Annotated in this window: 19 protein-coding genes, 2 tRNA genes and 1 pseudogene; 12 read left to right on the forward strand and 10 right to left on the reverse strand. The window is 71.6% G+C overall.

The window, feature by feature from the left end; genetic code table 11:
* A partial coding sequence (locus VLJ82_RS13280; RefSeq protein ID WP_408663838.1) for an aminotransferase class I/II-fold pyridoxal phosphate-dependent enzyme occupies positions 1–573 on the forward strand: 573 nt, incomplete at its 5' end.
* On the opposite strand, the gene VLJ82_RS13285 is transcribed toward VLJ82_RS13280, so the two are convergent.
* From VLJ82_RS13285 to orn, 3 genes and pseudogenes are all read right to left on the reverse strand, one after another.
* Positions 558–1,802 carry an ATP-grasp domain-containing protein gene (locus VLJ82_RS13285; protein ID WP_408663839.1) on the reverse strand — a complete coding sequence of 415 codons (1,245 nt, stop codon included), beginning with the start codon at positions 1,800–1,802 and terminating at the stop codon, positions 558–560. The two genes, VLJ82_RS13280 and VLJ82_RS13285, sit on opposite strands and share 16 nt — an antisense overlap.
* A gap of 84 nt (positions 1,803–1,886) precedes the next feature.
* Positions 1,887–1,962 (reverse strand) — tRNA-His (locus VLJ82_RS13290).
* Between the two features lie 255 nt (positions 1,963–2,217).
* Positions 2,218–2,826 (reverse strand): annotated as a pseudogene (gene orn / locus VLJ82_RS13295) (oligoribonuclease); the annotation flags it as partial.
* Between the two features lie 72 nt (positions 2,827–2,898).
* On the opposite strand from orn, the gene VLJ82_RS13300 reads away from it, so the two are divergent.
* Complete coding sequence (locus VLJ82_RS13300) at positions 2,899–3,207, forward strand: 4a-hydroxytetrahydrobiopterin dehydratase (protein WP_408663840.1); 309 nt, start codon at positions 2,899–2,901, stop codon at positions 3,205–3,207.
* 15 nt (positions 3,208–3,222) lie between these two features.
* Here the strand turns inward: VLJ82_RS13300 and VLJ82_RS13305 are convergent.
* A tRNA-Arg gene (locus VLJ82_RS13305) sits at positions 3,223–3,295 on the reverse strand.
* Between the two features lie 179 nt (positions 3,296–3,474).
* On the opposite strand from VLJ82_RS13305, the gene VLJ82_RS13310 reads away from it, so the two are divergent.
* The 6 genes from VLJ82_RS13310 to VLJ82_RS13335 all read left to right on the forward strand — a co-directional run bounded on the left by VLJ82_RS13310 (position 3,475) and on the right by VLJ82_RS13335 (position 8,971).
* The gene (locus VLJ82_RS13310) at positions 3,475–4,434 is read left to right on the forward strand and encodes a GlxA family transcriptional regulator (RefSeq protein WP_408663841.1); all 960 of its coding nucleotides are present in this window, start codon (positions 3,475–3,477) and stop codon (positions 4,432–4,434) included.
* 191 nt (positions 4,435–4,625) lie between these two features.
* On the forward strand, positions 4,626–5,123 hold the full coding sequence (locus tag VLJ82_RS13315; RefSeq protein WP_408663842.1) for a single-stranded DNA-binding protein: 498 nt from the start codon (positions 4,626–4,628) through the stop codon (positions 5,121–5,123).
* Positions 5,124–5,303: 180 nt separating this feature from the next.
* On the forward strand, positions 5,304–6,986 hold the full coding sequence (gene ettA / locus VLJ82_RS13320; RefSeq protein ID WP_408663843.1) for an energy-dependent translational throttle protein EttA: 1,683 nt from the start codon (positions 5,304–5,306) through the stop codon (positions 6,984–6,986).
* Positions 6,987–7,054: 68 nt separating this feature from the next.
* Positions 7,055–7,549, forward strand: coding sequence for an acyl-CoA thioesterase (locus VLJ82_RS13325; RefSeq protein ID WP_408663868.1), 495 nt, complete (start codon positions 7,055–7,057; stop codon positions 7,547–7,549).
* Complete coding sequence (locus VLJ82_RS13330; protein WP_408663844.1) at positions 7,546–8,157, forward strand: hypothetical protein; 612 nt, start codon at positions 7,546–7,548, stop codon at positions 8,155–8,157. Before VLJ82_RS13325 ends, VLJ82_RS13330 begins: the two co-directional genes overlap by 4 nt.
* Before the next feature lie 76 nt (positions 8,158–8,233).
* Positions 8,234–8,971: an SDR family NAD(P)-dependent oxidoreductase gene (locus VLJ82_RS13335; protein ID WP_408663845.1), complete on the forward strand. Its 738-nt coding sequence runs from the start codon at positions 8,234–8,236 to the stop codon at positions 8,969–8,971.
* 74 nt (positions 8,972–9,045) lie between these two features.
* On the opposite strand, the gene VLJ82_RS13340 is transcribed toward VLJ82_RS13335, so the two are convergent.
* The 4 genes from VLJ82_RS13340 to VLJ82_RS13355 form a co-directional block, all read right to left on the reverse strand.
* Complete coding sequence (locus VLJ82_RS13340) at positions 9,046–10,110, reverse strand: DUF2332 domain-containing protein (protein ID WP_408663846.1); 1,065 nt, start codon at positions 10,108–10,110, stop codon at positions 9,046–9,048.
* Between the two features lie 59 nt (positions 10,111–10,169).
* Positions 10,170–11,696, reverse strand: a complete 1,527-nt coding sequence (locus VLJ82_RS13345) for a glycoside hydrolase family 13 protein (protein WP_408663869.1) — start codon at positions 11,694–11,696, stop codon at positions 10,170–10,172.
* A 352-nt stretch (positions 11,697–12,048) separates the two neighbouring features.
* The gene (locus VLJ82_RS13350; protein WP_408663847.1) at positions 12,049–12,522 is read right to left on the reverse strand and encodes a globin; all 474 of its coding nucleotides are present in this window, start codon (positions 12,520–12,522) and stop codon (positions 12,049–12,051) included.
* Positions 12,523–12,548: 26 nt separating this feature from the next.
* A complete protein-coding gene (locus VLJ82_RS13355; protein ID WP_408663848.1) occupies positions 12,549–13,925 on the reverse strand; it encodes an extracellular solute-binding protein in 1,377 nt (458 codons plus the stop codon).
* A 305-nt stretch (positions 13,926–14,230) separates the two neighbouring features.
* On the opposite strand from VLJ82_RS13355, the gene VLJ82_RS13360 reads away from it, so the two are divergent.
* Both VLJ82_RS13360 and VLJ82_RS13365 read left to right on the forward strand, forming a co-directional pair.
* Positions 14,231–15,565, forward strand: coding sequence for an FAD-binding oxidoreductase (locus VLJ82_RS13360; protein WP_408663849.1), 1,335 nt, complete (start codon positions 14,231–14,233; stop codon positions 15,563–15,565).
* Positions 15,566–15,658: 93 nt separating this feature from the next.
* The gene (locus tag VLJ82_RS13365) at positions 15,659–16,924 is read left to right on the forward strand and encodes an RNA polymerase sigma factor (RefSeq protein ID WP_408663850.1); all 1,266 of its coding nucleotides are present in this window, start codon (positions 15,659–15,661) and stop codon (positions 16,922–16,924) included.
* Between the two features lie 135 nt (positions 16,925–17,059).
* On the opposite strand, the gene VLJ82_RS13370 is transcribed toward VLJ82_RS13365, so the two are convergent.
* Both VLJ82_RS13370 and VLJ82_RS13375 read right to left on the reverse strand, forming a co-directional pair.
* Entirely contained in the window at positions 17,060–18,676 is a 1,617-nt protein-coding gene (locus tag VLJ82_RS13370; RefSeq protein WP_408663851.1) for an MFS transporter, read from the reverse strand.
* A gap of 474 nt (positions 18,677–19,150) precedes the next feature.
* Positions 19,151–20,749 (reverse strand): PQQ-binding-like beta-propeller repeat protein, encoded by a 1,599-nt coding sequence (locus VLJ82_RS13375; RefSeq protein WP_408663852.1) that lies wholly within the window; start codon positions 20,747–20,749, stop codon positions 19,151–19,153.
* A 710-nt stretch (positions 20,750–21,459) separates the two neighbouring features.
* Here VLJ82_RS13375 and VLJ82_RS13380 point away from each other — a divergent pair.
* The gene (locus tag VLJ82_RS13380) at positions 21,460–23,019 is read left to right on the forward strand and encodes a methyltransferase domain-containing protein (RefSeq protein ID WP_408663853.1); all 1,560 of its coding nucleotides are present in this window, start codon (positions 21,460–21,462) and stop codon (positions 23,017–23,019) included.
* 183 nt (positions 23,020–23,202) lie between these two features.
* Complete coding sequence (locus tag VLJ82_RS13385; RefSeq protein WP_408663854.1) at positions 23,203–24,579, forward strand: FAD-binding oxidoreductase; 1,377 nt, start codon at positions 23,203–23,205, stop codon at positions 24,577–24,579.
* Positions 24,580–24,605 lie beyond the last annotated feature (26 nt).

Genomic DNA, 24,605 nt, shown 5'->3' on the forward strand with positions numbered 1-24,605 from the left:
CTGCTCGCGCTGCGCCGTCCGGGCCGGCTGGTGGTCGTCGACGAGGCGTTCTCCGACGCGGTGCCCGGCGAGCCGGAAAGCCTGGCCTCTATTGAGGATCTGACCGGCGTGGTGGTGGTGCGGTCGCTGACCAAGCTCTGGGGACTGGCCGGCCTGCGGATCGGCTACCTGCTCGGCGACGCCGGCGCGCTGGCCGCGGCGGCCGCGGTGCAGCCGCACTGGTCGGTGTCCGGCCCGGCGCTGTCCGCCGCCGAGGCCTGCCTGGCGAACGCGGCGCTTCCCGAGGCGCACCGGCGGGCGGTGGCGATCACGGCGCATCGGCGGGCGCTGGCCACCGAACTGGCGCGGCGCGGCTTCGAGGTGCCCGCCGGCGGGGCCGGACCGTTCGTGCTGACCCGGCACCCGGGCCGGCCCCAGCTGCACGCCGAGCTGCGGGCGGCCGGCTTCGCGGTGCGGCGGGCCGACACGTTCCCCGGCCTCGGGCCGGGCTGGATCCGGATCGCGGTCCGCGACCCGGACACCACCGCGCCGCTGCTGGCCGCGCTGGACGAACCGGCTCAGTCGAGCTGGTAGACGCGGTCCTTCAGCTCGGCGATCCGCTGGTAGTCCCGGCGCAGCTCCTCGGCCGAATCGGCGGCCAGGAACGCCTTCAGGGTGCTGGACAGCAGGTCGACGGTGGGCCGCATCCGCCAGCCCGGACGCAGCTTGACGATCAGCTCGCGGACGGTGGGCAGCGCCTCGATCTCGGCGACCACGTCGGCGTGCACGCCGCGTACCGTCCCGGCGAGATCAGTGGGGGTGTTGCACACCCAGGCCTGGCGCAGCGCGGTGTAGCAGCGGCCGGCGTAGCGGTCGCAGAACTCCGCCGGCCGGATGTAGGCGAGCGCGGTCAGCGCAGCCTGGTTGGTCCCGAGGCAGTGGTCGTGGAAGGTCGGGCTGAGGTTGCCGGCCAGCCGGGCGCCGACCTCGACCAACGCCGGGCCGTCCGCGGTGATGATCACCTCGGCGTGGGTCGGCCCGTAGCGGATGTCTAGCGCCCGCAGCGCGCTGTCGACGTAGTCCACCAGCTCGGGCACCCGGGGGTCGTCGGCGGCTACCAGCACCTCGTAGTCGTAGATGTTGTGCACCCCGACCTGCCGCTTGCGGTACTCCCAGACCCCGCAGGTGTACCGGCGGCCCTCCCAGGACACCGTGTCGACGACGTACTCGATGCCGTCCAGGTAGGACTGGACGAGCACCTCGGAGTTCGGCTCGCCCCACAGCATCTCGGTGCCCAGGATCGTCTCGGCGGCCTGGAGCACCTGGTCGGGGTCGGCGCAGATCGCGACGTTGTCGGTGGCCGCCGAGGCCAGCGGCTTGACCACCACCGGCCACCGGCCGGCAGCCTCGGCCCAGGCCACCACGTCGGCGGCCCGGTCGCTCTTGAACTGCTCGGCGCACCGGACGCCGGCGTGTGCGAGTGCGGCCGCCATGTCGTACTTGTTCCGGCGGGCCGACGACAGCGCCGTGCCGTTGCTGGGCAGGCCAAGCCGCTCAGACAGCGCGTCGGCCAGCGGCACGTCCGGTTCCTGGCCGGCCAGCACCGCGACCGGGGAGTAGCCGGCCAGCGCGTCCGCCAGCGCCGCGGGGTCGTCGCCGGTCACCGTGTCGAGGTAGGTCATCGGCGTGCCGAACGCGGCCTGGTCGGGGTCGGGCTTGACCTGCACCACGTCGACGTCCAGGGCGGTGAGGGCGTCCAGCAGGAAGTGGCTGCAGGTCCAGGAGTCCACGATCACCGCGACCGGACGGGGTTGCTGGGCCATCGCGGTGCTATCTCCTGTCCGGCGTGTACCTGGGTGGTGCAGACCCCGACATGGCGCAGGCCCCGATTTCTCGGGGCCTGCGGATGGGGTGAGCGACGGGATTCGAACCCGCGACATCTGCGACCACAACGCAGCGCTCTACCAACTGAGCTACACCCACCATCGCTGACCGGCCGCGGCGGCGACCGGCACAGCCCGATCAGTCTAGCGGCTGGCCGGGGTCCGGCACGACGGGGTCGGCGCTCTCCTCACTGAGCGCGCTGGCGGCACCGGCGGCCAGGCTCGGGCCGGATGCCGACCCGGCGCCGGCCGCGGCGCCCAGTACCGCGGCCGCGGTGGTCTCGGTGACGGTGCCCTCGAGCAGCTGCGGGCTACCTGGCGGGGGGACGTCGGAGAGGGCCGGCGGGGCACTGCCCAGCACGGCCGCGGCCGCGGCGGCGGCCTCGTCGCTGGTCGGGCCGGGCGGCGGGACGAAGACGGTGGCGCGGTAGTAGCGCAGTTCCTGCACGCTCTCGTAGATGTCGGCCAGCGCCCGGTGTGCCAAGCCCTTGGCGGGCTGGCCGAAGTACACCCGGCGGTACCAGCGCCGGGCCAGCTCCTTGATCGAGGAGACGTCGATCATCCGGTAGTGCAGGTAGGCGTCGAGCGCGGGCATGTCGCGGATGATGAAGCCCCGGTCGGTGGCGATGGAGTTGCCGCACAGCGGGGCGGTCCGCGGCTCGGGGACGAACCGCTTGATGTAGTCCAGCACCTGCTGTTCGGCCTCGCCCAGGGTCACCGTCGAAGCCTGCACCAGGGCGGTCAGCCCGGACGTCTCGTGCATCTGCTGCACGAACGGCACCATGGTTTCCAGCACGTCGTCGGCGCAGTGGATCACGATGTCGAGGCCCTCGTCCAGCACGTTCAGCTCGGAATCGGTCACCAGGACGGCGATCTCGATCAGGGCGTCCCGGCTGAGCTCCAGCCCGGTCATCTCGCAGTCGATCCAGACCAGCTTGTCGTCTTTGGAGTCTCTTTCCGTCACGAGGCCGAAGCGTAGAGCAGAATGCGGCTCGAGACCTGTCGTCTGCGTGCGGGCAATCGGAGGTGGCCGAGGATGAGCCGGACGTTGCTGAGCGCCGAAGAGGTCGCCGACGGTCTGCGCGGGCTGGCCGAGGGCTGGTCGGTGGCCGGTCAGGCCCTGGTCCGGACCGTGGAGTTCGACTCGTTCCTGACCGCGGTGCGGTTCATCGGCGAGCTGGCCCCGGTCGCCGAACGGCTGGACCACCATCCGGACCTGCGACTGTCCTGGCGGACGGTGGAGCTGAACCTGTCCACGCATTCCGCGGGTGGGCTGACGGCGCTGGACTTCGAACTGGCGCGCGAGCTGGACGCCATCATCGACCGGCTGGGCCGAGCCGGCTGACCCGTGCCGCCGAGGCGCCCTCGGCAGGGTTCGAACCTGCGACCTACCGCTTAGAAGGCGGGAGCTCTATCCGCTGAGCTACGAGGGCCTGCGGTCATGCTAGCGATCCGGCTCCCGGTTCAAGCCCCGTTGAAGACCGCCGACCCCGGTTCGATGCCGGGTTACGGCAGTCTCCGGGCGGCTTTCCTGGCGGCAGGATCCTGCCATCTTTGGCAGAAATAGCGCCGAACGCTGGAATCCTGCCAGGGGTCGCCGCAGAATCGGCGCATGGCATTGCGAAAGATCGTCGTGTTGACCTACCCGGGGCTCCGGCCGTTCGAGTTCGGCATCGCCTGCGAGGCGTTCGGGATCGACCGCTCTGATTCGGGGTTGCCGGTCTATGACTTCGTGGTGGCCTCGGAGACCGCCGAGCCGGTACCGACCACCAATGGCTTCACCATCACCACCTCGCACCGTTTCGACGCCGCGCTGGACGCCGACCTGGTGATCGTGTCGGCCGGCGCCGACGCCGGGCTGTCGCCCGCGGTGCCGGCCACCCTGGCCGCGGCATACGCCCGGGGTGCCGCCGTGATGGGGCTGTGCACCGGTGCCTACGCGCTCGGCGAGGCCGGCCTGCTGGACGGGCGCCGGTGCACCACCCACTGGCGGCACGCCGAGGCGCTGGCCGCCCGGTTCCCCGCCGCGCAGGTGGACCCGAACGTGCTCTACGTCTGCGACGACCGGATCTTCACCTCGGCGGGCACCGCGGCCGGCCTGGACCTCTGCCTGCACATCATGCGCACCGAGCACGGCGCCCGGGTCGCCAACGCGGTGGCCCGGCGGATGGTGATGCCGGCCCACCGGTCCGGCGGGCAGGCGCAGTACATCGAGGCCCCGGTGCCGCCGAGCGGCTCGGACAGCCTGTCGAAGCTGATGGACGCGCTGCTGGCCGAGTTGCCCGCCGAGCACACCATCAACTCGATGGCGGCCCGGGTGAACATGAGTCCGCGCACCTTCGCCCGGCGGTTCGCCGAGGCCACCGGCACCACTCCGCATGCCTGGCTGCTGCGCCAGCGGGTGCTGTACGCCCGCCGGCAGCTCGAATCCGGCCGGGAGCCGATCGAGCTGATCGCCCGGCGGTCCGGCTTCGGCACCGCGGCGTTGCTGCGCCACCACTTCCAGCGCCACACCGGGGTGGCGCCGACGGCCTACCGCCGGGCGTTCTCCGCCACCGAGTCGATGGTCTGAGGGCACCTGTTCCGATCTGCATGCGGTCACCCTGGCAGGGGAGTCCGACAACCCGAAATCGGTTGTCCACAGGCCAGGACGCCATCCACATTCTGTTCCGGTGGCGGCCGGAGCGCCGTTTCCGGCGGTTGAGTGAACCCGATCCGACCAGGGTCCCGGGCAAGCCCGGATCTATCGACAGGGAGCTCATCGTGAACGCAGCCACCATCACCGTCGTCGGCAACGTGGTCGACGAGGTCGTCAACCGACCCACCACCTCGGGCCTGTCCCGGGTGTCGTTCCGGGTCGCCAGCACCCAGCGCCGCAAGGATCGCGACACCGGCAAGTGGGTGGACGGCCACAAGCTGTTCGTGACAGTCACGTTCTGGCGGGAGGTCGCGGAGAACGTGGCCGCGTCGTTGCGCAAGGGCGACCCGGTGGTGGTGTGCGGCCGGATCTTCTCCCGGCAGTACGTCAAGGACGAGGCCAACCACATCGCCTACGAGATCGAGCCGGAGTCCATCGGCCACGACCTGACCCGCGGCACCGCCCAGTTCACCAAGCGCCGCCACAGCTTCTCCGGATCGATCGAGCTCGACGCCGACGGCATGCCGATCCGGGCCGAGGACCTGGGCTACGAGCTGGTGGACGAGGCCGGGGCCGAGGGTGACGAGCCGGAGTACGCGCCGGAGCTGGTGAGCACCGGCTGATCGCCCCGCGGCCCCGGCGCGCTCCGGTGGCAGCGGTGGTGCCGGCCCGGCGACCGCCCACCCGGAGCGGTCGCCGGGTGCCCCCGGAGCGGCGGGAGGGGTGCGACCGGCGGCCCTCGGGGAATGGGACACTGGAGGGCAACGGTTAACGGCTCGACCCGACAGCGGCAAGGACTCTCAGTGGCTCAGTACATCTACTCCATGCACAAGGTGCGCAAGGCGCACGGTGACAAGGTCATCCTCGACGACGTCACCCTTGCCTTCCTGCCCGGCGCGAAGATCGGCGTGGTCGGTCCGAACGGCGCCGGCAAGTCGAGCGTGCTCAAGATCATGGCCGGGCTCGACCAGCCGTCCAACGGCGACGCCTTCCTCGCGCCCGGAAGCACGGTGGGGCTGCTCCAGCAGGAACCGCCGCTGGACGAGTCCAAGACGGTCCGCGAGAACGTCGAGGACGCCGTTGCCCAGATGCGCGCGTGGCTGGCGCGCTTCGAGGAGGTGTCGGCGGCCATGGGCGAGCCGGACGCCGACTTCGACGCGCTGCTGGCCGAGCAGGGCGAGCTGATGGAGAAGATCGAGCACGGCGAGGGCTGGGAGCTGGACTCCCGCATCGAGCAGGCGATGGACGCGCTGCGCTGCCCGCCTGGCGACGAGCCGGTCACCCACCTGTCCGGTGGTGAGCGCCGCCGGGTGGCGCTGTGCAAGCTGCTGCTGGAGCAGCCGGACCTGCTGCTGCTCGACGAGCCCACCAACCACCTCGACGCCGAGAGCGTGCAGTGGCTGGAGCAGCACCTGTCCAAGTACCCCGGCACCATCCTGGCCGTCACCCACGACCGGTACTTCCTGGACAACGTCGCCCAGTGGATCCTGGAGCTCGACCGCGGCCGGGCGCACCCGTACGAGGGTAACTACTCCACCTACCTGGAGAAGAAGTCGGAGCGGCTCAAGGTCGAGGGCCGCAAGGACGCCAAGCTGCAGAAGCGCCTCACCGAGGAACTGGAGTGGGTGCGCCAGAACGCCAAGGGCCGGCAGGCCAAGTCCAAGGCGCGCCTGCAGCGGTACGAGGAGATGGCCGCCGAGGCGGAGAAGACCCGCAAGCTCGACTTCGAGGAGATCCAGATCCCGCCGGGCCCGCGGCTGGGCACCGTGGTGGTCGAGGTCAGCCACCTGGACAAGGGCTTCGACGGCCGGATGCTGGTCAAGGACCTGTCGTTCTCGCTGCCGCGCGGCGGCATCGTGGGCGTCATCGGCCCGAACGGCGTCGGCAAGACCACCCTGTTCAAGACCATCGTGGGCATGGAGAAGCCGGACTCCGGTGAGGTCCGGGTCGGCGAGACGGTCAAGATCAGCTACGTCGACCAGAGCCGGGGTGGCATCGACCCGAACAAGAACGTCTGGCAGGTGGTCTCCGACGGCCTCGACTACATCCGGGTCGGCCAGGTGGAGATGCCCAGCCGGGCCTACGTCTCGGCGTTCGGGTTCAAGGGCCCGGACCAGCAGAAGCCGGCCGGCGTGCTGTCCGGTGGCGAGCGGAACCGGCTGAACCTGGCGCTGACGCTGAAGGAGGGCGGCAACCTGCTGTTGCTCGACGAGCCCACCAACGACCTCGACGTGGAGACCCTGGGCTCGCTGGAGAACGCGCTGCTGGAGTTCCCCGGCTGCGCCGTGGTGATCAGCCACGACCGGTGGTTCCTGGACCGGGTCGCCACCCACATCCTGGCCTGGGAGGGCAACGACTCAAACCCGGCCCAGTGGTACTGGTTCGAGGGCAACTTCGAGTCCTACGAGAAGAACAAGGTCGAACGGCTGGGTGCCGACGCCGCCCGACCGCATGCCGTCACCTACCGCAAGCTGACTCGCGACTGAGCCGGCCATGGCCCACAGACCATAGGACGGGGGGCTTCACGGTGGCTCGCTTCGTCGCCCGGTGTGCGATGCGGTGGTCGGACATGGACGCCTACGGCCATGTCAACAACACCGCCTACCTGGCCTACCTCGAGCAGGCCAGGGTGTCGATGTTCTTCGACCGCTACGATTCGACGTTCGCCGGCGGCACCCTGGTCACCCACCACGAGATCACCTACCTGAAACCGGTGGTCTACCACCCGGAACCCCTGCGGCTGGAACTGTGGGTGGAACGGATCCGGGGGGCGTCCTTCGAGGTCCGCTACGACGTCTACGACGGGCAGACGCTGGCGGCGACGGCGGCCACCACCCTGGTCACCTTCGACTTCAACACCAACCGGCCCCGCCGGCTCAGCCAGGAGGAGCGGGCCATCCTGGCCGGCTACACCGACGAGCCCAGCGACCCGGCGCCGGCCGGCCGGCACCAGCCGGCGGCGGGGGAGCGGGCCGGCCAGTCGCAGGACCGCGAACCGGCCGGCGCCGGTGCGCCACAGCCCGCCCCGGTTCCCGGGACTGACCGATGATCGACACGCTCGTCCCGCCCGGCCAGCTGGCTGACTTCGTTCCGCTGGCCGAACGCGCGGTGTCCGTCGACGCCGCCTCCCTGATCCGGTTCCGGGCGGCCGAACGCGCGGTGGCCGGCTTCGTCCGGTTGCCCTACGACGTGTTGGCCGGCCGGACGCTGGCCGCCGAACCGACCGGGGGCTTCGACATCACCGTCTCCGCCGCCGACTTCCTGCAGTGGGTGGAGCAGTCCGGGCCGGTGCCGGCCGGCCGGGACGCGCACTGGCTGAGCGCCCTGCCGCCCCGGCACGGCTGGCGGCGGGTGGACGTGGTGCCCGACTCCGTGGTGCGCAACCTGGTCCGCTCCGGAGCCGAGCTGGCTGCCGGAACGACCAGCCGGCAGGGCCAGGAGTCGCTGCTGGCCTCGGTGGTGCTGACCGCGGCCGACGGTGCGTCGCCCGAGGTGCAGGTCCGGCTCGGGGCGCTGACCGCGCTCACCCGGATGGGCTTCCTGCCGCGCGACGGCCAGGCGGCGATCGACACCGCCCCGGGCTGGGTGCGGGTCGCTGCCGCGTACGGCTCCACCTACACCAGCGACGGCAACCCGCTCGGCCTGCTGTCGCAGTAGCAGCCGGCACCGAGCCCGCCTCCCGGGGAAGTGTCGAAACTCCATCCGGCGCCGGGCGGACCTGCACAATGAGCCCATGGCTGTTCTCGACCTCACTGGCAAGACCGTGATCGTCACCGGGGCCTCGTCCGGCATCGGCGAGGCGACCGCCCGGGCACTGCATGCCGCCGGTGCCCACCCGGTGCTGGCAGCCCGCCGGGCCGACCGGCTGGAGCGGTTGAGCGAAGAGCTCGGCGGGGCGCTGGCGGTGCCCACCGACGTCACCGATTCGGCTGCCCGGCAGGCGCTGGTGCAGGCCACCCTCGACCGGCACGGCCGGATCGACGGGCTGGTCAACAACGCCGGTGCCGGCCAGCTCAAACTGCTGGCCGACATCGACCCGGCCGAGTTCAGCCAGCTGCTGGAACTCAACCTGGTCAGCGCGCTGGCGATGACCCAGGCGGTGCTGCCCGTCATGCGCAGCCAGGGCGGTGGCCGGATCGTCAACGTCTCCTCGGGATCGATCCACACCCCGGCGCCCATGGTGGCGACCTACGCCGCCAGCAAGGCGGGCCTGGCCACCTTCAGCGCGATGGCCCGGGTGGAACTGGCTGCCGACGGCATCGACGTGTCCACCGTGCTGCCGTCGCTGACCGCCACCGAGTTCGGCGGCGGCATCTTCCAGCTCGGCACCGAGCCCTTTCCCGGCTTCGTGGTGCAGAGCGCCGACTACGTCGCCCGGGTGGTGCTGCGGCTGCTGCGCACCGGCGAGGCCAGCATCGACATTCCGCACGGCGCCGAGCAGCCCGAGCTGACCGAGGTCCCGGCCGGCTGAGCCAGCAAGCCACCCAGGCCGGCAGTCCAGCCATCCGGAAGCCCACTCAGGCCGACAACCCAGCCACCCGGCAGCTACGACACCAGCCGCACCGGCACGCCGTGGTCGGCCACCCTGCCGAGCAGCACCGGCGCCGGGTCGGCGGCCCCACCCGGCACCGACAGCTGCACGGTCAACTCGGTCGGCTGGTACTCCCGCCTGCCCTCCGAGCGGTCGTCGCGCAGCACCGGGCTCTCCATCGCGATGTGGGCGAGCGGCATCCGGTCGCGGGCGGCCGCCAGCACCCGCGCCGTCGCCTCGATCTCGGCCACCGGCCAGTACTGCCGGGTGATCGAGTGCCAGACCACGGTCAGCACGCCGTCCGGACCGGCACCGGCCAGCATCGAGCCCAGCCAGGACGACGCGCTCGCCCGCTCCACCGGAACCGGGTGGGAGGCCGCGATCCGCAGCGCTGCCCGCAGCCGCTCGTAGCGGTGCAGGTCGTGCGGCCAGACGAACGAGGTCAGCCGCAGCCGGCCCTCCTCGGTCGAGGCGTCGATCGGCGCCAGGTCGCAGCCGCGCCGGTCGGCCACCGTGAACGGCACCGGCGAAACCGGCCCGAGCACCGCCTCGGTCAACCGCAGCGGCGAGGACTCCGGCCCGGCCGACCAGCCGTCGCCGGCGATGTAGAACCGGTCCACCAGCAGGTTCAGCCCGGCCGAGGCCCCCAGCTCCAGCAGCCGCACGCTAGCCAGTCCGGACCGCCGGACCGCGTCGAACAGGCCCACCAGCAGGGGCACCGACCGGCCGGGCTCGTTGGTCTGCGGCGCCACCTCCAGCGCCGCGCGCAGCTCGCCGACGTGCCGGCGCAGCACCGGCTCGAAGGCCTGCCAGGCCCCGTCCGGCGAGGCCGTACCGCCCAGGTTGGGGTAGTACACCGCCAGCTGCGGCTCCGCCCCGGACAGCACCAGCCGCTGGATGCCGGCCAGCAACCGCAGCTGCACCACGGCACTGCCGGCCGCGTCGGCCCAGTCCCGGCAGATCTCGACGACGATGCCGCCGGCCTCCCAGTCGGCGGCCATCGCCTGCAGCAGCGAGTGGTACAGCCCGTCCGGCATCATGCCGGCGTGCCGGCGAAACCGGTCGGCCAGGGTGGTCACCCCGCGACGATAGGACGCCGCGGACGGCTCATCCCGACCGGCCCGGCGAATCCCCTGGCTCAGGTGCGCAGCCACACCGCGGTGTTCGGCGGCAGCTTGCCGTCCGGGATCGGCGCCGACGCCAGCAGGACCTCGCCCGGCGGCAGCTCCACCGGCACCTCGCCGGCGTTCAGGGTCACCACCAGGTTCGGCCCGCGCTGGTAGGACAGGCATCCGGCGGGCGCCTCCAGCCAGTTGAAGGCCGAGCCGTGCAGCTCGGTGAGCTCACGCCGCAGCCGCAGCGCCCGCCGGTACAGCCACAGGGTGGAGTCCGGGTCGGCGAGCTCCGCCTCGACGGTGAAGGACCGCCACTCGGCCGGCATCGGCAGCCAGGTCTGCGGCGAGCTGCTGAAGCCGAACGGCGGCTCGCTGCCCTCCCAGGGCAACGGCACCCGCTCGCCGTCCCGGCCGCGCTCGGTGTGGCCGCTGCGCTCCCAGGTCGGGTCCTGCAGCACCTCGTCCGGCAGGTCGACATTCTCCAGGCCCAGCTCGTCGCCGTTGTAGATGTAGGCCGCGCCCGGCAGCGACAGCGTGATCAGGGTGGCGGCCCGGCCCCGGGCCTGGCCGAGCGCACCGCCGCCGTAGCGGGTGGTGTGGCGCACCACGTCGTGGTTGGACAGCACCCAGGTGCACGGCGCGCCGACCCCGGCCATCGCCTCGAGCGAGCCGTCGATCGCCTCGGTGAAGTCCTCGGCCGACCAGGGTGCCTCGATCAGCCGGAAGTTGAAGGTCAGGTGCAGCTCGTCCGGCCGGACGTAGCGCGCCAGCCGCTCGTCGTCGGGCACCCAGGCCTCGCCGACCGCCATCCGGTGCGGGTAGTCGTCCAGCACCCGGCGGAACATCCGCAGGTACTCGTGCACCCCGTCCTGGTCGAAGCGCAGGTCCGGGTCGAGCTGGGTGTGCGGGCCGATGTAACCGGTCAGGTCCATGTCGGGCAGGCCGGCGGGCTTGGCCATCGAGTGCGCGACGTCCACCCGGAAGCCGTCCACCCCCCGGTCCAGCCAGAACCGCAGGATCCGCTCGAACTCGGCGCGCACCTCGGGGTTGTCCCAGTTCAGGTCCGGCTGCTCGGGCGCGAACAGGTGCAGGTACCACTGCCCGTCCGGCACCCGCTGCCAGGCCGAACCGCCGAACACGGCCGGCCAGTTGTTCGGCGGCTCGGCGCCGTCCGGGCCCTTGCCGTCCCGGAAGAGAAACCGGGCCCGCTCGGGCGAGCCGGGACCGGCGGCCAGCGCCTGGACGAACCACGGGTGCTGGTCGGAGAAGTGGTTGGGGACGATGTCGACGGTGACCTTGATGCCGCGGGCGTGCGCGGCCTCGGTGAGCGCATCGAAGTCGGCCAGGGTGCCGAACATCGGGTCCACGTCGGTCGGGTCGGAGACGTCGTAGCCGCCGTCGGCCATCGGTGAGCGGTAGAACGGGCTGAGCCAGATCCCGTCCACGCCGAGCTCGCGCAGGTGGTCCAGCCGCTCCCGGACGCCGATCAGGTCACCGATGCCATCGCCGTTGCCGTCGGCGTAGCTCTTCGGATAGATCTGGTACACCACGGCGCTGCGCCACCAGTCGGCCCCGCCGAGGTACGGCGCGCCGGCTTCGCTGGCGTACTCGTGGTGTGCCGGGTGGCCGGCCGCTGAGCTGTCGGCCACCGAGCCGCCAGCCGGAATGCCGCCCGGCTCGGACTGCACGGACGGGGCGTGCGGCCGGAGCGGGCCGGCCGGGCCGGGAGCGATGTGGGCAGGAGTGTCTGGCACGCGATTCTCCGAAGGGGACAGGGACACGGGCCGCCGCCGACTGGCAGAAGCGGCGGACGGGGATCACGGTCACTTGCTGGCCGCGTCCTGTAAGCCTTTCCGGCCGATTGTGTCGCGGCTCGGGGAACCGCGTCAAGCGACGCACCGGTCAGTGCAGCGAGTTGCGCATCGACTCCGCGGCCATCGTCAGGTACCGCCAGAGCTCGGCCGCCACGTCCTCGGGCAGGTCCAGGGAGTCCAGCGCCTCGCGCATGTGCCGCAACCACGCGTCGCGCTCGGCCGCGCCGATCACGAACGGGGCGTGCCGCATCCGCAGCCGGGGATGGCCGCGGGTCTGGGAGTAGGTGGACGGCCCGCCCCAGTACTGGATCAGGAACAGCGTCAGCCGGTCCGCGGCCGGCCCCAGATCCTCCTCCGGGTACAGCGGGCGCAGCAGCGGGTCCATCGCCACCCCGGCGTAGAACCGTTCCACCAGCAGCCGGAAGGTCTGCTCGCCACCGGCCCGGACGTAGAAGTCCGAGCTCACCACCGCGCGACCGCCGCGCCTGCCAGTCTCACCCGCCCATTGTTCCTTACCGGGTACCGGCCAGTGCGCCTCGCCCGGGCCGGCCGTGCGGTCCAAGCCGGTCCGGCGCCGGCGGACCCCGGTCAGTTCACGGCGAACCGGCGCGGTCCCGCCGGGGCGGACCGCTCGCCGAGGCAGTCGGCGTTGTACTCATCGAGCTGCTGCTGGGCTTTCAGCGAGGCCTCGGCGAACCGCTGGTCCGGGTCCGCCCCGCAGATCAGCACGTCGTCCATCGCCTGGGTAAGCACGTCGTGCAGCCCGGCGAAGTCGCCCAGCAGGGCGCCCGCCGCCGCGAACGAGTCGTCGGAGGCGTCGAGCTGGTCCAGCGCTACCCGCTGGTGGGGGTTGGCGTCGAACCAGCCTTCGCGCTCCAGCAGCTCGATGCTCGACCGGGTGACCGGGCTGAACCGGGTGGTCTTGTGCCGGGTGGCGGCGTGCTCGGGGGTGAGCAGGTACTGCATGAACGCCAGCGCACCGTCCCGGGTCGCCTCGTCGAGGCCGTTGCCCAGCCACAGCGCGTCACCGCCGAGGACGTTGCCGGCGTACGGGACCTCGTCGTTGTAGGGCATCGGGCTGGCCGTGACCTCGAACCCGCCCTGCCGGCCGGCCTGGACCATCCGCTCGGCCTCCACCGAGGTGCTCAGCACGAAGGCGACCCGCTGCTCGGCGAAGGCCTGGTAGTTGCGCACCCAGGCCTCGCCGGCACCGGCGTCGACCGCGCGCACCCCGGAGTAGTAGTAGAACCCGTCGAGGTACAGCTGCCGCCACCAGTGGACGAAGGCGAGCATCGCCGGGGAGTCCAGCTGGACCTGCTTGGCGCGATCGGTACGGCCGTTGTCCGGGGCGACCAGCACGGCTCCCTGCTGCGCCACCGCCTGCTGGAAGATCCAGCCGCCGTTCGGCCAGCTGACGCCCGGGTCGACGGCGCCGGTCCGGCCGGCCAGCTTCCGGCACGCCTCGGTCAGCTCCGCCCAGGTCCGCGGGACCTCTGGCACGCCGCACTCCGAGAGCAGCGACGTGTTGGTGTAGAGCAGGGTGGTCGAGACGAACGGCGGGATGGCCAGCAGCTCGTCGCCGATCGAGTAGTACGCGCGGGCGGCGGGCAGCAGGTCGTCGATCACCACCGGGTGGCCGAGGATCTCGGTGCGCCCGCCGATCGCCCGCTGCACCGGCGTGAACAGCGGTTCGCCGGTGTCGGTGCGCATGTCGCGGGCCACCTGGGTGGAGGTGAAGTAGTACTGCACGATGGCGGGCCGGTGGCCGCGCTGGGCCGCCCGGTTCACCTTCTCGGGCAGCGACAGGTAGGGGCACTCGACCAGTTCGATCCGGTAGTCGGGGTGCTCCCGCTCGAAGGCCCTGGCGATCTCGCGTACCTCGGCCAGGAACGACGGCGTGGCCGGATAGCTCGGCATCCAGACGTCCACCACCACCCGGCCCGAGCGATCTGCCGCTGTCCCCACCCGTCACTCTCCTCTGCGTCGTCATCCCGCGGGCACGGCGCCGCCGGTGGCGGAACCGCCTCCCAGGATCGTCCGGCCCGCCGCGGGCAGGCACCTTCCTGGATGCGCACCGGCCCCGGCGCACCCCGGCACGGGCGGTGGGCACAGCCGAAGAGGCAGCGTCCGGGCGCAGGGGGCGACTGTGTAACCATCACCGGCTCCCGCAGGCGGACGTCGTCCGCCGCATCGGGGTGCCGACCACCCTTCCCGCGCGTCGCGTTGCCGACTGTCAGGGAGTCGCCGTTGCCGACTGTCATGGAGCAGACATGCCGACCAGCCCGTTGATCCGACTCAGGGAACGCATCTCCGGGGAGGTCGTGCTGCCCGGAGAGCCGGCCTACCCGGACCTGAAGAACGGGTTCGTCCACCAGGGCCAGCCTGCCGCGGTGGTCCGGTGTGCCGGCACCGGCGACGTGCAGGAGGCGCTGCGGTGCGCCCGGGAGGAAGGCCTGCCGGTCGCCGTCCGCAGCAGCGGCCACAGCAACGCCGGGCTCAGCACGAACGACGGCGGGATGGTCATCGACCTGCGCCCGATGGCCGAGGTCGAGCTGCTCGACCGGGGACAGCGGCTGGTCCGGCTCGGCAGCGGTGCCACCTGGGGCGAGGCGTCGCAGGTACTCGGCCGGCACGACCTGGCGATCTCCTCCGGCGACACCGCCACCGTGGGGGTCGGCGGGCTGCTCCTCGGCGGCGGAATCGGCTGGCTGGCCCGCCGGTACGGGCTCGCCATGGACAGCCTGGTCGCCGCCGAGCTGGTGACCGCGGACGGGGCCATCGTGCGCGCCGGTGCCGACAGCGATCCGGAGCTGTTCTGGGCGCTGCGCGGCGGGGGCGGCAACTTCGGCGTGGTGACCGCGTTCGAGCTGACCGCCAGCCGGGTTCCCGGCGTGTTCTACGCCGAGATCTCCTATCCGCGCAGCGAGGCCGCGGCCGTGCTCAAGGGATGGCGGGACTACCTGCGCACCGCTCCGGAGGAGCTCACCTCATTCGCCTACCTGTACCCCTCCTTCGGCGGCGACCCGATGCCGCTCTACCTCGCCGCCTGCTACGCCGGGGACGATCCGGCGGGTGCGGAGCGGGCACTGGCGCCGCTGCTGGCGCTGGGGCCGGTGCTCACCAAGGACGTGACCCCGCGGCCGTACCTGGAGATGCTCGGCGAGCCCGGACCGCTGCCGCCGGGCCTGGTCCCCGTGGTGAAGAACCGGTTCGCAGACCGGCTGAGCGACCCGCTGATCGACAAGCTGGTCGCCGAGACCGACCGGCTCGAGACCCTGTACGTCGAGCTGCGCAGCCTCGGCGGGGCGGTGGCCGCGGTGGACCCCGCCGCCACCGCGTTCGCCTGCCGCGGCAGCGAGGCGCTGGTGATGACCGTGCTGCTGAGCAACGATCCCGGGCCGGAGGCGGAGTTCGGGTCGATGTGGTCCCAGCTCGGCGCGCTGACCTCACCGTTCGGCTACGGGAACTTCCTGTCCAGCGCCACGGCTGCCGATGTCGCCGCCGTCTACCCGCCGGCGACCTATCACCGGCTGGCCGCGGTGAAGGCGCGCCTCGACCCGGACAACGTGTTCCGGAGCAACCTCAACGTCCCGCCTGCCGGCTGACGGCAAGCGGTGGCTCGGCCGGCGACCCGGTAGGCTGGCTTCGGCAGGCATCGCGCCGTTCCAGGCGGCCGTGGCCATGCCGGGGGAGGGTCAGTGCGCACGCGCGTGGGGGCGGACTCGCGGATCGTCGAGGTGGTGCGGGAGGCCGCACCCCAGGTGCTCTCCACCCTCATGAGCCGTTACCGGCAGTTCGAGGCATGTGAGGACGCCGTGCAGGAGGCCCTGCTGGCGGCTACCCTCCAGTGGCCCGAGCAGGGGATTCCGGATAACCCACGGGCCTGGCTCACCACGGTGGCGACCCGCCGGCTCGCCGACCAGTGGCACAGCGACCAAGCGCGCCGGCGGCGCGAGGCCACCGCGGTGGCGCTCGGCGCGCCCACCGAGCGGATTGCCCCGGCTCCGGACGAGGGACCGCCGGACCGGGACGACTCGCTGATGCTGCTGTTCCTGTGCTGCCACCCCGACCTGACCCCGGCCTCACAGATGGCACTCACCCTGCGCGCCTTCGGCGGCCTGACCACCGCCGAGATCGCCCGTGCGCTGCTCACGCCGGAGGCGACCGTCGCCCAGCGGATCAGCCGGGCCAAGCAGCGGATCAGGTCCGCCGGCATCCAGTACCCGTTGTCCGGCGAGCAGTACACCAGCCGGCTGCAGGTGGTGCTGCACGTGCTCTACCTGATCTTCAACGAGGGGTACGCCAGCACCTCGGGGCCCGATCTGGTGCGCGGCGAGCTGACCCGGGAGGCGATCCGGCTGGCCCGGACGGTGCACCGGCTGCTGCCCCACGACGGCGAGGTCAGCGGGCTGCTGGCGCTGATGCTGCTCACCGACGCCCGGAGCCCCGCCCGGACCGCCCCGGACGGCACCCTGATCCCGCTCGCCGAGCAGGACCGCAGCCGCTGGAACCAGCGGGGCATCGAAGAGGGCGTGGCGCTGATCACCCGCGCGCTGGGCTCCGGCGGCCCGGTCGGGCAGTACCAGCTGCAGGCCGCGATCGCCGCCGTGCACGCCGAGGCGCCCCGGCCGCAGGACACCGACTGGCGCCAGATCCTGGCGCTGTACGAGCTGCTGGAGAAGACCTCGTCCAATCCGATGATCACGCTCAGCCGGGCCGTGACGGTGGCGATGGTGCGCGGTCCCGAGGAAGGGCTGGCGCTGCTGGCGCCCCTCGACAGTGACAAACGGATGCGCGATCACCACCGCTTCCATGCGGTGCGCGGGCACCTGCTGGAGATGACCGGCGATCTCAGCGCGGCCCGGGACAGCTACCAGGCGGCCGAGCGGCTCACCACCAGCGTGCCCGAGCAGCGGTACCTGGCCCGCCGCACCGCTCTGCTCGGCGGGTCGACGTCCCGCTAGCCCTTCCTGCCCCGCGTCCGGCACCCGTGGTGCCCCGCTAGCCCCAGTCTCCGGCCACCCGTGGTGCCCCGGTGGCTGATCCCGCACCCGGTGGGTCCTCCGACCCGGCGGCGCCGGATCGGAGGACTCCAGCCGCTATCGGGTCGGCGCCGGCTGCGCGCCCGACCCGGCCTCGTCCACCGGCTCTGAGCCGGCGTCCGCGGAATCCACCACGGCATCCGCGGCTTCGGCCGGGTCCGCCACCGCGGAATCCTCGCCGCGGAGCGTGACGAGCAGGAGCACCATCAGGACCAGCAGCACCACGGCGGCGATCGCGGCCACCACGTTGAACCCGCTGGTGAACGCGTGCCGCGCCAGGCTGATCAGACCGGGCTCGCTGTCGATGGTGCCGCCACCGACCGTCTCGCGGGCCCGGCTGGCCAGCTCCGACGGGTAGGGGCTGAGGTCGGCGTCGGACATCTTGCCGCGGTAGATGGCGGCCGCGATGCTGCCCAGGATCGCCAGGCCGAGCGAGGATCCGAAGAGGTTGCTGACCTCGGACATCGACGCCGCTCCGCCGGCCCGCTCCTTCGGGGCGGAGCCGATCAGGATGCCGTTGCCGAGCGAGAACAGCGGGCCGATGCCGAACGACACCGCGGTGACCAGCAACACCACCTTGACCAGCCAGCCGCTGGTTTCGGCCTGGGTGAGCACCAGCATCGCGAGCGTGGCGACGGCCACGCCCAGGGCGATCACGATCGGGGGCTTCAGGCCGCGCACCAACGCCGGCGCGGCCATGCTGCCGATCGCGATGCCCAGGCTGGTGAGCGCCATCCAGAGCCCGGCCTGGCCGGGCGAACGCCCGGCGACGCTCTGGATGTACTGGGCGGTCAGCATGCTGGTACCCGCCAGCACGCCGGAGCCGACCAGCATCGCGGGCAGGATCACCCGGATCTGGCGCTGGCCGAGCAGGCCCAGGTCCATCAGGGGGTTGGGCAGGCCGAGCTGCCGGCGGACGAAGAGGAATCCGAACACCACGCCGAGCACGATGGCGACCACTGCCAGCCCCGCATTGCCGTCACTGGCGGACAGGGTGGTGATGCCGTAGATGATCGGAAGCAGGGCCAGCAGCGACAGCACCACGCTCGTCAGGTCGATCTTGCCGACCGCCTCCGGATCGCTGTGCGCGGGCAGCAGCAGCGGACCGGCGATCAGCACCACCACCATCACCGGCACCGCCAGCAGGAACACCGAACCCCACCACCAGTGGTCCAGCATGAGCCCACCGATCACCGGGCCGACCGCGGTGCCGAAGAACATGCAGCCGCCCTCGACGCCGATCGCGACGCCACGCTGCTGCTCGTCGTGGAACATGTTGCCGATCAGTCCCAGGCTCGCCGGCGAGACGGCGGCCGCCGCGATCCCCAGCAGCGCACGGGCGACGATCAGCATCTCCGGGCTGGTCGAGTAGGCCGTGAGCAGCGATGCGGCACCGAACCCGGCCGCGCCGATCAGCAGCAGCCGTCGGTGGCCGATCCGGTCTGCCAGCGTCCCCATCGTGAGCACGAAGCCGGCGAACATGAACAGGTAGATATTGGTGATCCAGATCTGCTCAGTGCTGGTGGCGGCGAGGTCAGCGCTCAGATGCGGCAACGCCAGGAAGAGAACACCGATGTCGAAAGCACCCAGCAGGGTGACGACGGCCAGCACGGCCAGCCCGATCCACTCCCTGCTCCCGGCGCGCTGGCTCGGCTCGGTTGAAGTCGCGGTCATGCGAGTCTTTCCTCCCTAACGGGGCCTCAGTTGCACGAGGCACTACATCCGTAGATTGGTCGGAGCCGGCCCGGCATTTTCGACATGCAATCCGAAGAATGGTCACGGAGCGTTTCGATGCCGTCGGGTACCGCTACCGGGGCGCTGCCACCGAGGGTTCGAAACCGGCCCGTCGGCGGGGGACTGGGTACCCCCGGATCGGTGCGGCGCCGTTGCGGGCCCGCCGCCGGATCGTGCCGGTGACCGGCCGGCCCGGCCGTCTCGGGCCCGAGCCGTCTCGGGTTCCACCGCCGCGAGCCCCGGAACGGCGTCGCGATCACGAGCCGGGCCGGGCGCCCCCACAGCGCGCCGACCGGTGAAGGGCTCCGCGGCAGGGGAGCGACCGGACGCCGAACGCGACACGCGAGGGCCCCCAGCGGGACCCTCGCGTGTCGAGAGAGCTGTCAGCAGGGCCTCTGGGCCCGGCCAGCCGTTCTACTTGTTACCGGTGTTGCCGACCTTGTAGGCAACCAGCTGGGCGGTCTGGCCTTCTTCCTGCGGGAAGCCGGCCGGGACGATCAGGTAGTCGCCGGTGATCGCGATCGGCGCGTTGGAGCCCGCCGGGAGCTTCGCCTGCCACAGCTCCTTGCCGGTCTTGGCGTCGTAGGCCCGCACGTAGCCCGACAGCTCGGTGGCGTAGACGATCCCGTTGGAGACGGTCGCGGAACCGAAGGCCGCGCTCGACAGCTTGTTGTCCCAGACGATCTTGCCCGTCTTGAGGTCGATCGCCAGCAGTTCGCCGGTCATGTTCTCGGGGAACTCGGGGAACGGCTGGTCGTAGGCGGTGTAGGTGGACGAGCCGTTGACGACCGGCACGAAGACCAGGCCGTCGGACACCGCCATGTTGGTCTGGACCCCGCCGAACGAACCCGGGAAGAACGTGTGCGGCAGCGACGGGTAGGCGAGCTTGCCTTCCAGCGCCAGCTCGGACTCGTTGTCGTGGCCGTTGTGGATGCCGACCTTCGTCTTCCAGATCAGCTTGCCGTTCTGCGGGTTCATCGCGTAGACGTAGCCCATCTTGCCGCTGCCCAGGATCATCGGGCGAACCCCGACCCCGGTCTGCTTGACGTAGATCGGCGAGATGTGCATGTCCCAGTCGTGGAAGTCGTTCGGAACGGCCTGGAAGTACCAGTTGAGCTTGCCGGTGTCCGGGTCGAGCGAGACCGTGCTGTCGTTGTAGAGCAACCTCGTCGGGCGCTCGATCGCGTCCTCGATGGTGCGGTACGGGTTGGCGATGCCGAACAGGACGTCGCCGTTCGGCCCGATGCCGGGCGCGTTCCAGGCACCGCCGGTACCGGGGATGCCGCCCAGCTCGCGCTCGGCCGGGTCCTTGGTCTCCTGGAACTCCCAGAGGACCTTGCCGGTGTCGGCGTCCAGTGCGTAGGCGACGCCGCCGTGCAGCTGGCCGGAGGTGGAGAGGTAGACCTTGCCGTCATAGACCTGGGGCTGCATGTTGAAGCCCTGGCCCGTCACCTCTGCCAGGTTCTTCGTCTCCCAGACCTTCTGGCCGGTCGTCGCGTCGAGGGCGAAGGCGTCGAGGTTGGTCTCGCCGTAGACCTTGCCGTCGTAGTAGGTGACCCCGTTCGGTCCCAGCCCATTGCTGTCCTCGGCGGGGACGTCATACTCCCACTCGACCTGGCCGCTCTCGACGTTCACGGCGAAGACGTCGCTGGACAGGTCCTGCAGGTAGACGTGCTTGCCGTTGGGGCTGAAGACCGGGTTGCAGACCATGCTGCCGAAGTAGCCCTGGCCCTTCAGGTCGACCGTCCAGGCCGGCTTCAACGAGGCGACGTTCTGCTTCGTGATGCCACTCGCGATCGACCGCGTGTTCTGGGGGTCGGCGTTCGGCCCGGTCCAGGCCTGGCTCGAGCTGCCCGGCTTGAAGCTGATCTTCGTTGCGTTACCGGCAGATTTCGTCTGGGCCTTGGCGGTTGCGCTCGAGCTGTTGCCGCCACCGAAGGCCGAGACCGCCAGCGCGAGCGGTAGCGCCAGCAGCGCTGCTCCGACCTTGGTCGCTGTGTGTTTGCGCGTCATTCTATGAGACTCCCCAACCCTTTCAGTCAGTTCTGGTTCTTGCCTCGTGGGCTCCACGGCTTCCTGGGCACCGCCGAGACTCCTCTCGTGTTCCTCGAGCAAGATAGCAACAGGCCGGCCGGTCGACCGGCCGCCCTGAAGCTGCCGGATGATCGTTCGCGCGCGCCAGGACGAGCACGACGGGATCACGTACGTTCCGATAGGTCGAGCAGGATCGTGGCGGCCCCGCCGCGGCCGGGAACCGCCACAGGTGGCCGCCCGGCCGGCCTGACCAGGGCAGATGGAGCCGTTCAGCACCAAGAAGAAGGCGACGCCGAGCTGGCCCGGGTGGCCGCGATGGACCGCTGCCCGGCCGACGAATCAAGCTTGTTCGGCCTGGTTTCGCAGGAGACGCTCAATTTGCCCACTTTTCGTTTGCGTTGCATCTGGGGAGCACGCTATTTCCCTGGCGGAGTCGCCGAGACTTCTAGATTGCTCAGTGCGTGTCCACTTAGTGCCGAATGTGATTCCTCCATGCTATAGGACTGACTTGCGGCGATAGTTGAGCGACCGGCGCAGCCATGAAGATGCGTCCTGCCACCCCCGCCTCGACCATGGACCGAGGATTTCTGCACACCCCGGAGGCGGGCCAGATCGAGCATGCGGCCACCCGTCAGCGAGCCCCGGAATCGACCCGCCAGGACGGTCACCGTCCGGGAAAGGACCCATCCATGACCGATTCCATCCTTCGATCGGGCGTCCCCGCCCTGCTAGACGCGTTCACCGGTGCGCCACCCGAGCGCCAGGTGGCGGAGTTCCTGCGGCTCACCGAGGCGGTGTGGCACGACGGCACGGTCACCGACGCTGCCGCGGCGGCCGTCGCCGACCTGCGGGCGGCGCTCGACCAGGCGCCGGCCGAGCAGCAGGGATACCTGCTGGTGCTGCTGGGCCTGCTGGTCGAGGCGGAATACCCCGAGACCGGCGGCGTGATCTACACCGCGGTACGCGACGGGATGGAGCGCTACCTCGACCTGGCCCGCGGCCTGACCGGCGACGAGCCGCTGACGTTTGCCGCGCTGTACCTGCTCGGGCACTTCCCCGCCGACCGGGACCGGATCCTGGCCGCGGTGAAGGGAATCCGGCTGGCACCGGACGACCGGACCCGGCTGGACCGGTGCCTGCAGGAGCTGAACTACGACGACCCGGACATCGGCCGGTCCTGGCCCTCGCCGTGGGACTGGGGGATCACCGAGCAGGAGCGTGAGTACGACCGGAAGTGGATCGCCGCGCTCAGCCGGGAACAGATCACCCGGACCTGGGAGTGGGACACCCGGTCGGTGTGGGCGTACATGGGCGCCAAGGCGTACTGGGCGGTCCAGCACGGGATGCCCACCGACGCGGTGGAGGACGTCTCACCCGAGGAGGTCACGGCCGGCTCCGCGCAGGAGCTGCCGCCGTCGGCCTATAGCCAGCATCTGGACGCGCTGCGCTGCCCGCAGTGCGGTGGCCGGTTCGAGGCAGCCGCGAACCGGCTCTCCTGCCAGAACTGTGGCGCGGAGTACTCGGTCAGCAGGGGAGTGCTGGACCTGTCCCAGCGGACCCGGCCCGGCACCAGCCTCAGCGAGACCCCCGAAGACGTCAAGAAGGACGTGCTGCAGGCCGCCGCGGCGATAAGCGGGATCGGGTTCCACTACGAGAATGGGATGCGCCCGTCCTTCCTGCGGGTGATGGGCATGAACTGGAACGGTGCCGTGGCTCCCGCCGACGAGGACGCCTACCTCGCCACGCACTCCGGCAGCCCGGCCGGGACGCTGCTCGACGTGGGCGCGGGCGCGGGTCGCTGGACGTCGGTGCTGGCCGAGGCGGTCGGCCCGGAGCACGTGCTAGCGCTGGACCTCAGCGAGGCGGTGCTGCTCGACCTGCGCACCCGGCTGCCGCAGGTGCCGGCGGTGCGCGCCAGCGCCGTGGAACTGCCGTTCGCCGACGCCAGTCTCGACGGCATCAACTGCTGGAACGCGCTGCAGGCGTTGCCGGACGCCGAGCAGGCGCTCCGCGAGATCGGTCGTTGCTTGCGGCCGGGTGGGCTCCTGACCATGATGACCTTCGTCTGGGCGCCCGACCCGGTCTACCGCCACTTCCAGCACTCCCACCACTTCCCGGCGCGACCGGACGGGTTCCCGCTGTTCGAGCTGGCCGACGTCCGGGCCTGGCTGGACCGGGCCGGCCTCGCGGTCCGGCACGAGGACACGTCCGGGACGTTCTTCTTCGTCACCGCCGAGCGCCGGGCCTGACCGCACCGAGCGGTTACGCGGGGCCGGGGTTCACGCCCCGGCCCCGCACCGGCGTTCGCGGTTGTCCTAAAACTGCCGACCCCTAGCCCGGAACGCAGCGCACTCCAGAAGGTCCGCGCCGCACGGGTCGGGTGTGACAGTGGAGCAGTACCCGAGTCGATGAAACCTGGTGGGAGTTCTGCAATGACCGTTGGACGGGAAGCCGGCATCGCGGTGGCCGGAGAGCCGGACTACGCCGCCGCGACGCAGGTGTTCAACCTGCACGCACCGGCGCATCCGGCTGCGGCCGTGACCGCCCGCACCGTCCAGGACGTCCAGGCCGCGGTGCGCTTCGCCCGCGCCGAGCGGCTGGCGGTGCGCGTGCACAGCACCGGCCACGGCGCCGGCGCCGCCCGCCCCATGGGCAACGCGTTGCTCATTCGAACCCAGCTCGACGGCGGGGTGCAGGTGGACCCGCAGCGCCGGCTGGCCCGAGTGCCGGCCGGCACCCGGTGGGGTGCGGTGGCCGATGCGGCCGCCGCGCACGGGCTGGCCGCACCGCACGGCACCTCGCCGGACGTCGGTGTGGTGGGCTACTCGCTGCGCGGTGGGGTCAGCGTCTACGGCCGCACGACGGGCCTCGCGGTCAACAGCGTGCGGGCGGTGGAACTGGTCACCGCCGACAACCAGCTGCGCCGGGTGGACCCGACCGAGGATCCCGAGCTGTTCTGGGCGGTACGCGGCGGCGGCGGTGGGTTCGGCGTGGTGACCGCGATCGAGATCGCCCTGTTCCCGGCGCGCGCGGTGACCACCGGCGCGACCTACTGGCCTGGCACCCACGCCGCCGAGGTGATGGACCGCTGGCGTGCCTGGACGGCTGGTGCGCCACCGGAGGCGACCACCTCGCTCCAGCTGCTCAACCTGCCGGACGTTCCGGTGGTGCCGGACGCCCTCAAGGGCGGCACCGTGATCGGCATCGCCGGCACCGTCCTGGGTACCGGGATGGATCCGCAGCTGGCCTGGCAGCAGGCGCAGAGCCTGCTGGCCCCGCTGCGCTCGTTCGCCGAACCCGTGCTGGACACCTGGCAATCGTGTTCGGCCGCCGAGGTGGCACAGGCGCAGCTGAGCCCGAACGAGCCGGCACCGCTGGTGGGCGACCATCTGCTTCTCAGTGATCTGGGCGACCGCGGCGCGACCGCCTTCCTGGAGGTGACCGGGCCCGGTTCGGGATCCCCGCTGGTCAGCGCGGAACTGCGCCACCTGGGCGGCGCGCTCGCCGTTCCGGCCGAGACCGGCGGTGCGTTCCGGCACCTGGATGCGGCCTACGCCTACCTCGGCGTCGCCGTTCCGGACGCCCCGGCCAGCGTCGCCGACATCGAGAAGCACTGCGCCGTGGTGCGTGCCGCGCTCGCGTCCTGGGACACCGGGCGCACCACGCCCACCTTCGTGGAGAGCGTCAGCCAGCCGCAGGCGCACCTGGAGCCGGACGTGGTCGACGCGGTCGACCGGGTGCGGCTGCGGGTCGATCCGGACGGGCTGTTCTCCGACGACATCGTCCCCGGCTCCTCCCGGCTGCGCTGACGCGGCGAGGCGCACCGCGCTGACGC

Source organism: Jatrophihabitans sp. (assembly GCF_035474675.1).
GTDB lineage: Bacteria > Actinomycetota > Actinomycetes > Mycobacteriales > Jatrophihabitantaceae > Jatrophihabitans_A.

Coding starts and splice junctions, on each gene's coding strand:
- VLJ82_RS13285 (WP_408663839.1), bottom strand. CDS start 1,802: ATGGCCCAGCAACCCCGTCCGGTCGCGGTGATCGTGGACTCCTGGACC.
- VLJ82_RS13300 (WP_408663840.1), top strand. CDS start 2,899: ATGAGCCGGACGTTGCTGAGCGCCGAAGAGGTCGCCGACGGTCTGCGC.
- VLJ82_RS13310 (WP_408663841.1), top strand. CDS start 3,475: ATGGCATTGCGAAAGATCGTCGTGTTGACCTACCCGGGGCTCCGGCCG.
- VLJ82_RS13325 (WP_408663868.1), top strand. CDS start 7,055: ATGCGGTGGTCGGACATGGACGCCTACGGCCATGTCAACAACACCGCC.
- VLJ82_RS13330 (WP_408663844.1), top strand. CDS start 7,546: ATGATCGACACGCTCGTCCCGCCCGGCCAGCTGGCTGACTTCGTTCCG.
- VLJ82_RS13335 (WP_408663845.1), top strand. CDS start 8,234: ATGGCTGTTCTCGACCTCACTGGCAAGACCGTGATCGTCACCGGGGCC.
- VLJ82_RS13360 (WP_408663849.1), top strand. CDS start 14,231: ATGCCGACCAGCCCGTTGATCCGACTCAGGGAACGCATCTCCGGGGAG.
- VLJ82_RS13370 (WP_408663851.1), bottom strand. CDS start 18,676: ATGACCGCGACTTCAACCGAGCCGAGCCAGCGCGCCGGGAGCAGGGAG.
- VLJ82_RS13375 (WP_408663852.1), bottom strand. CDS start 20,749: ATGACGCGCAAACACACAGCGACCAAGGTCGGAGCAGCGCTGCTGGCG.
- VLJ82_RS13380 (WP_408663853.1), top strand. CDS start 21,460: ATGACCGATTCCATCCTTCGATCGGGCGTCCCCGCCCTGCTAGACGCG.
- VLJ82_RS13385 (WP_408663854.1), top strand. CDS start 23,203: ATGACCGTTGGACGGGAAGCCGGCATCGCGGTGGCCGGAGAGCCGGAC.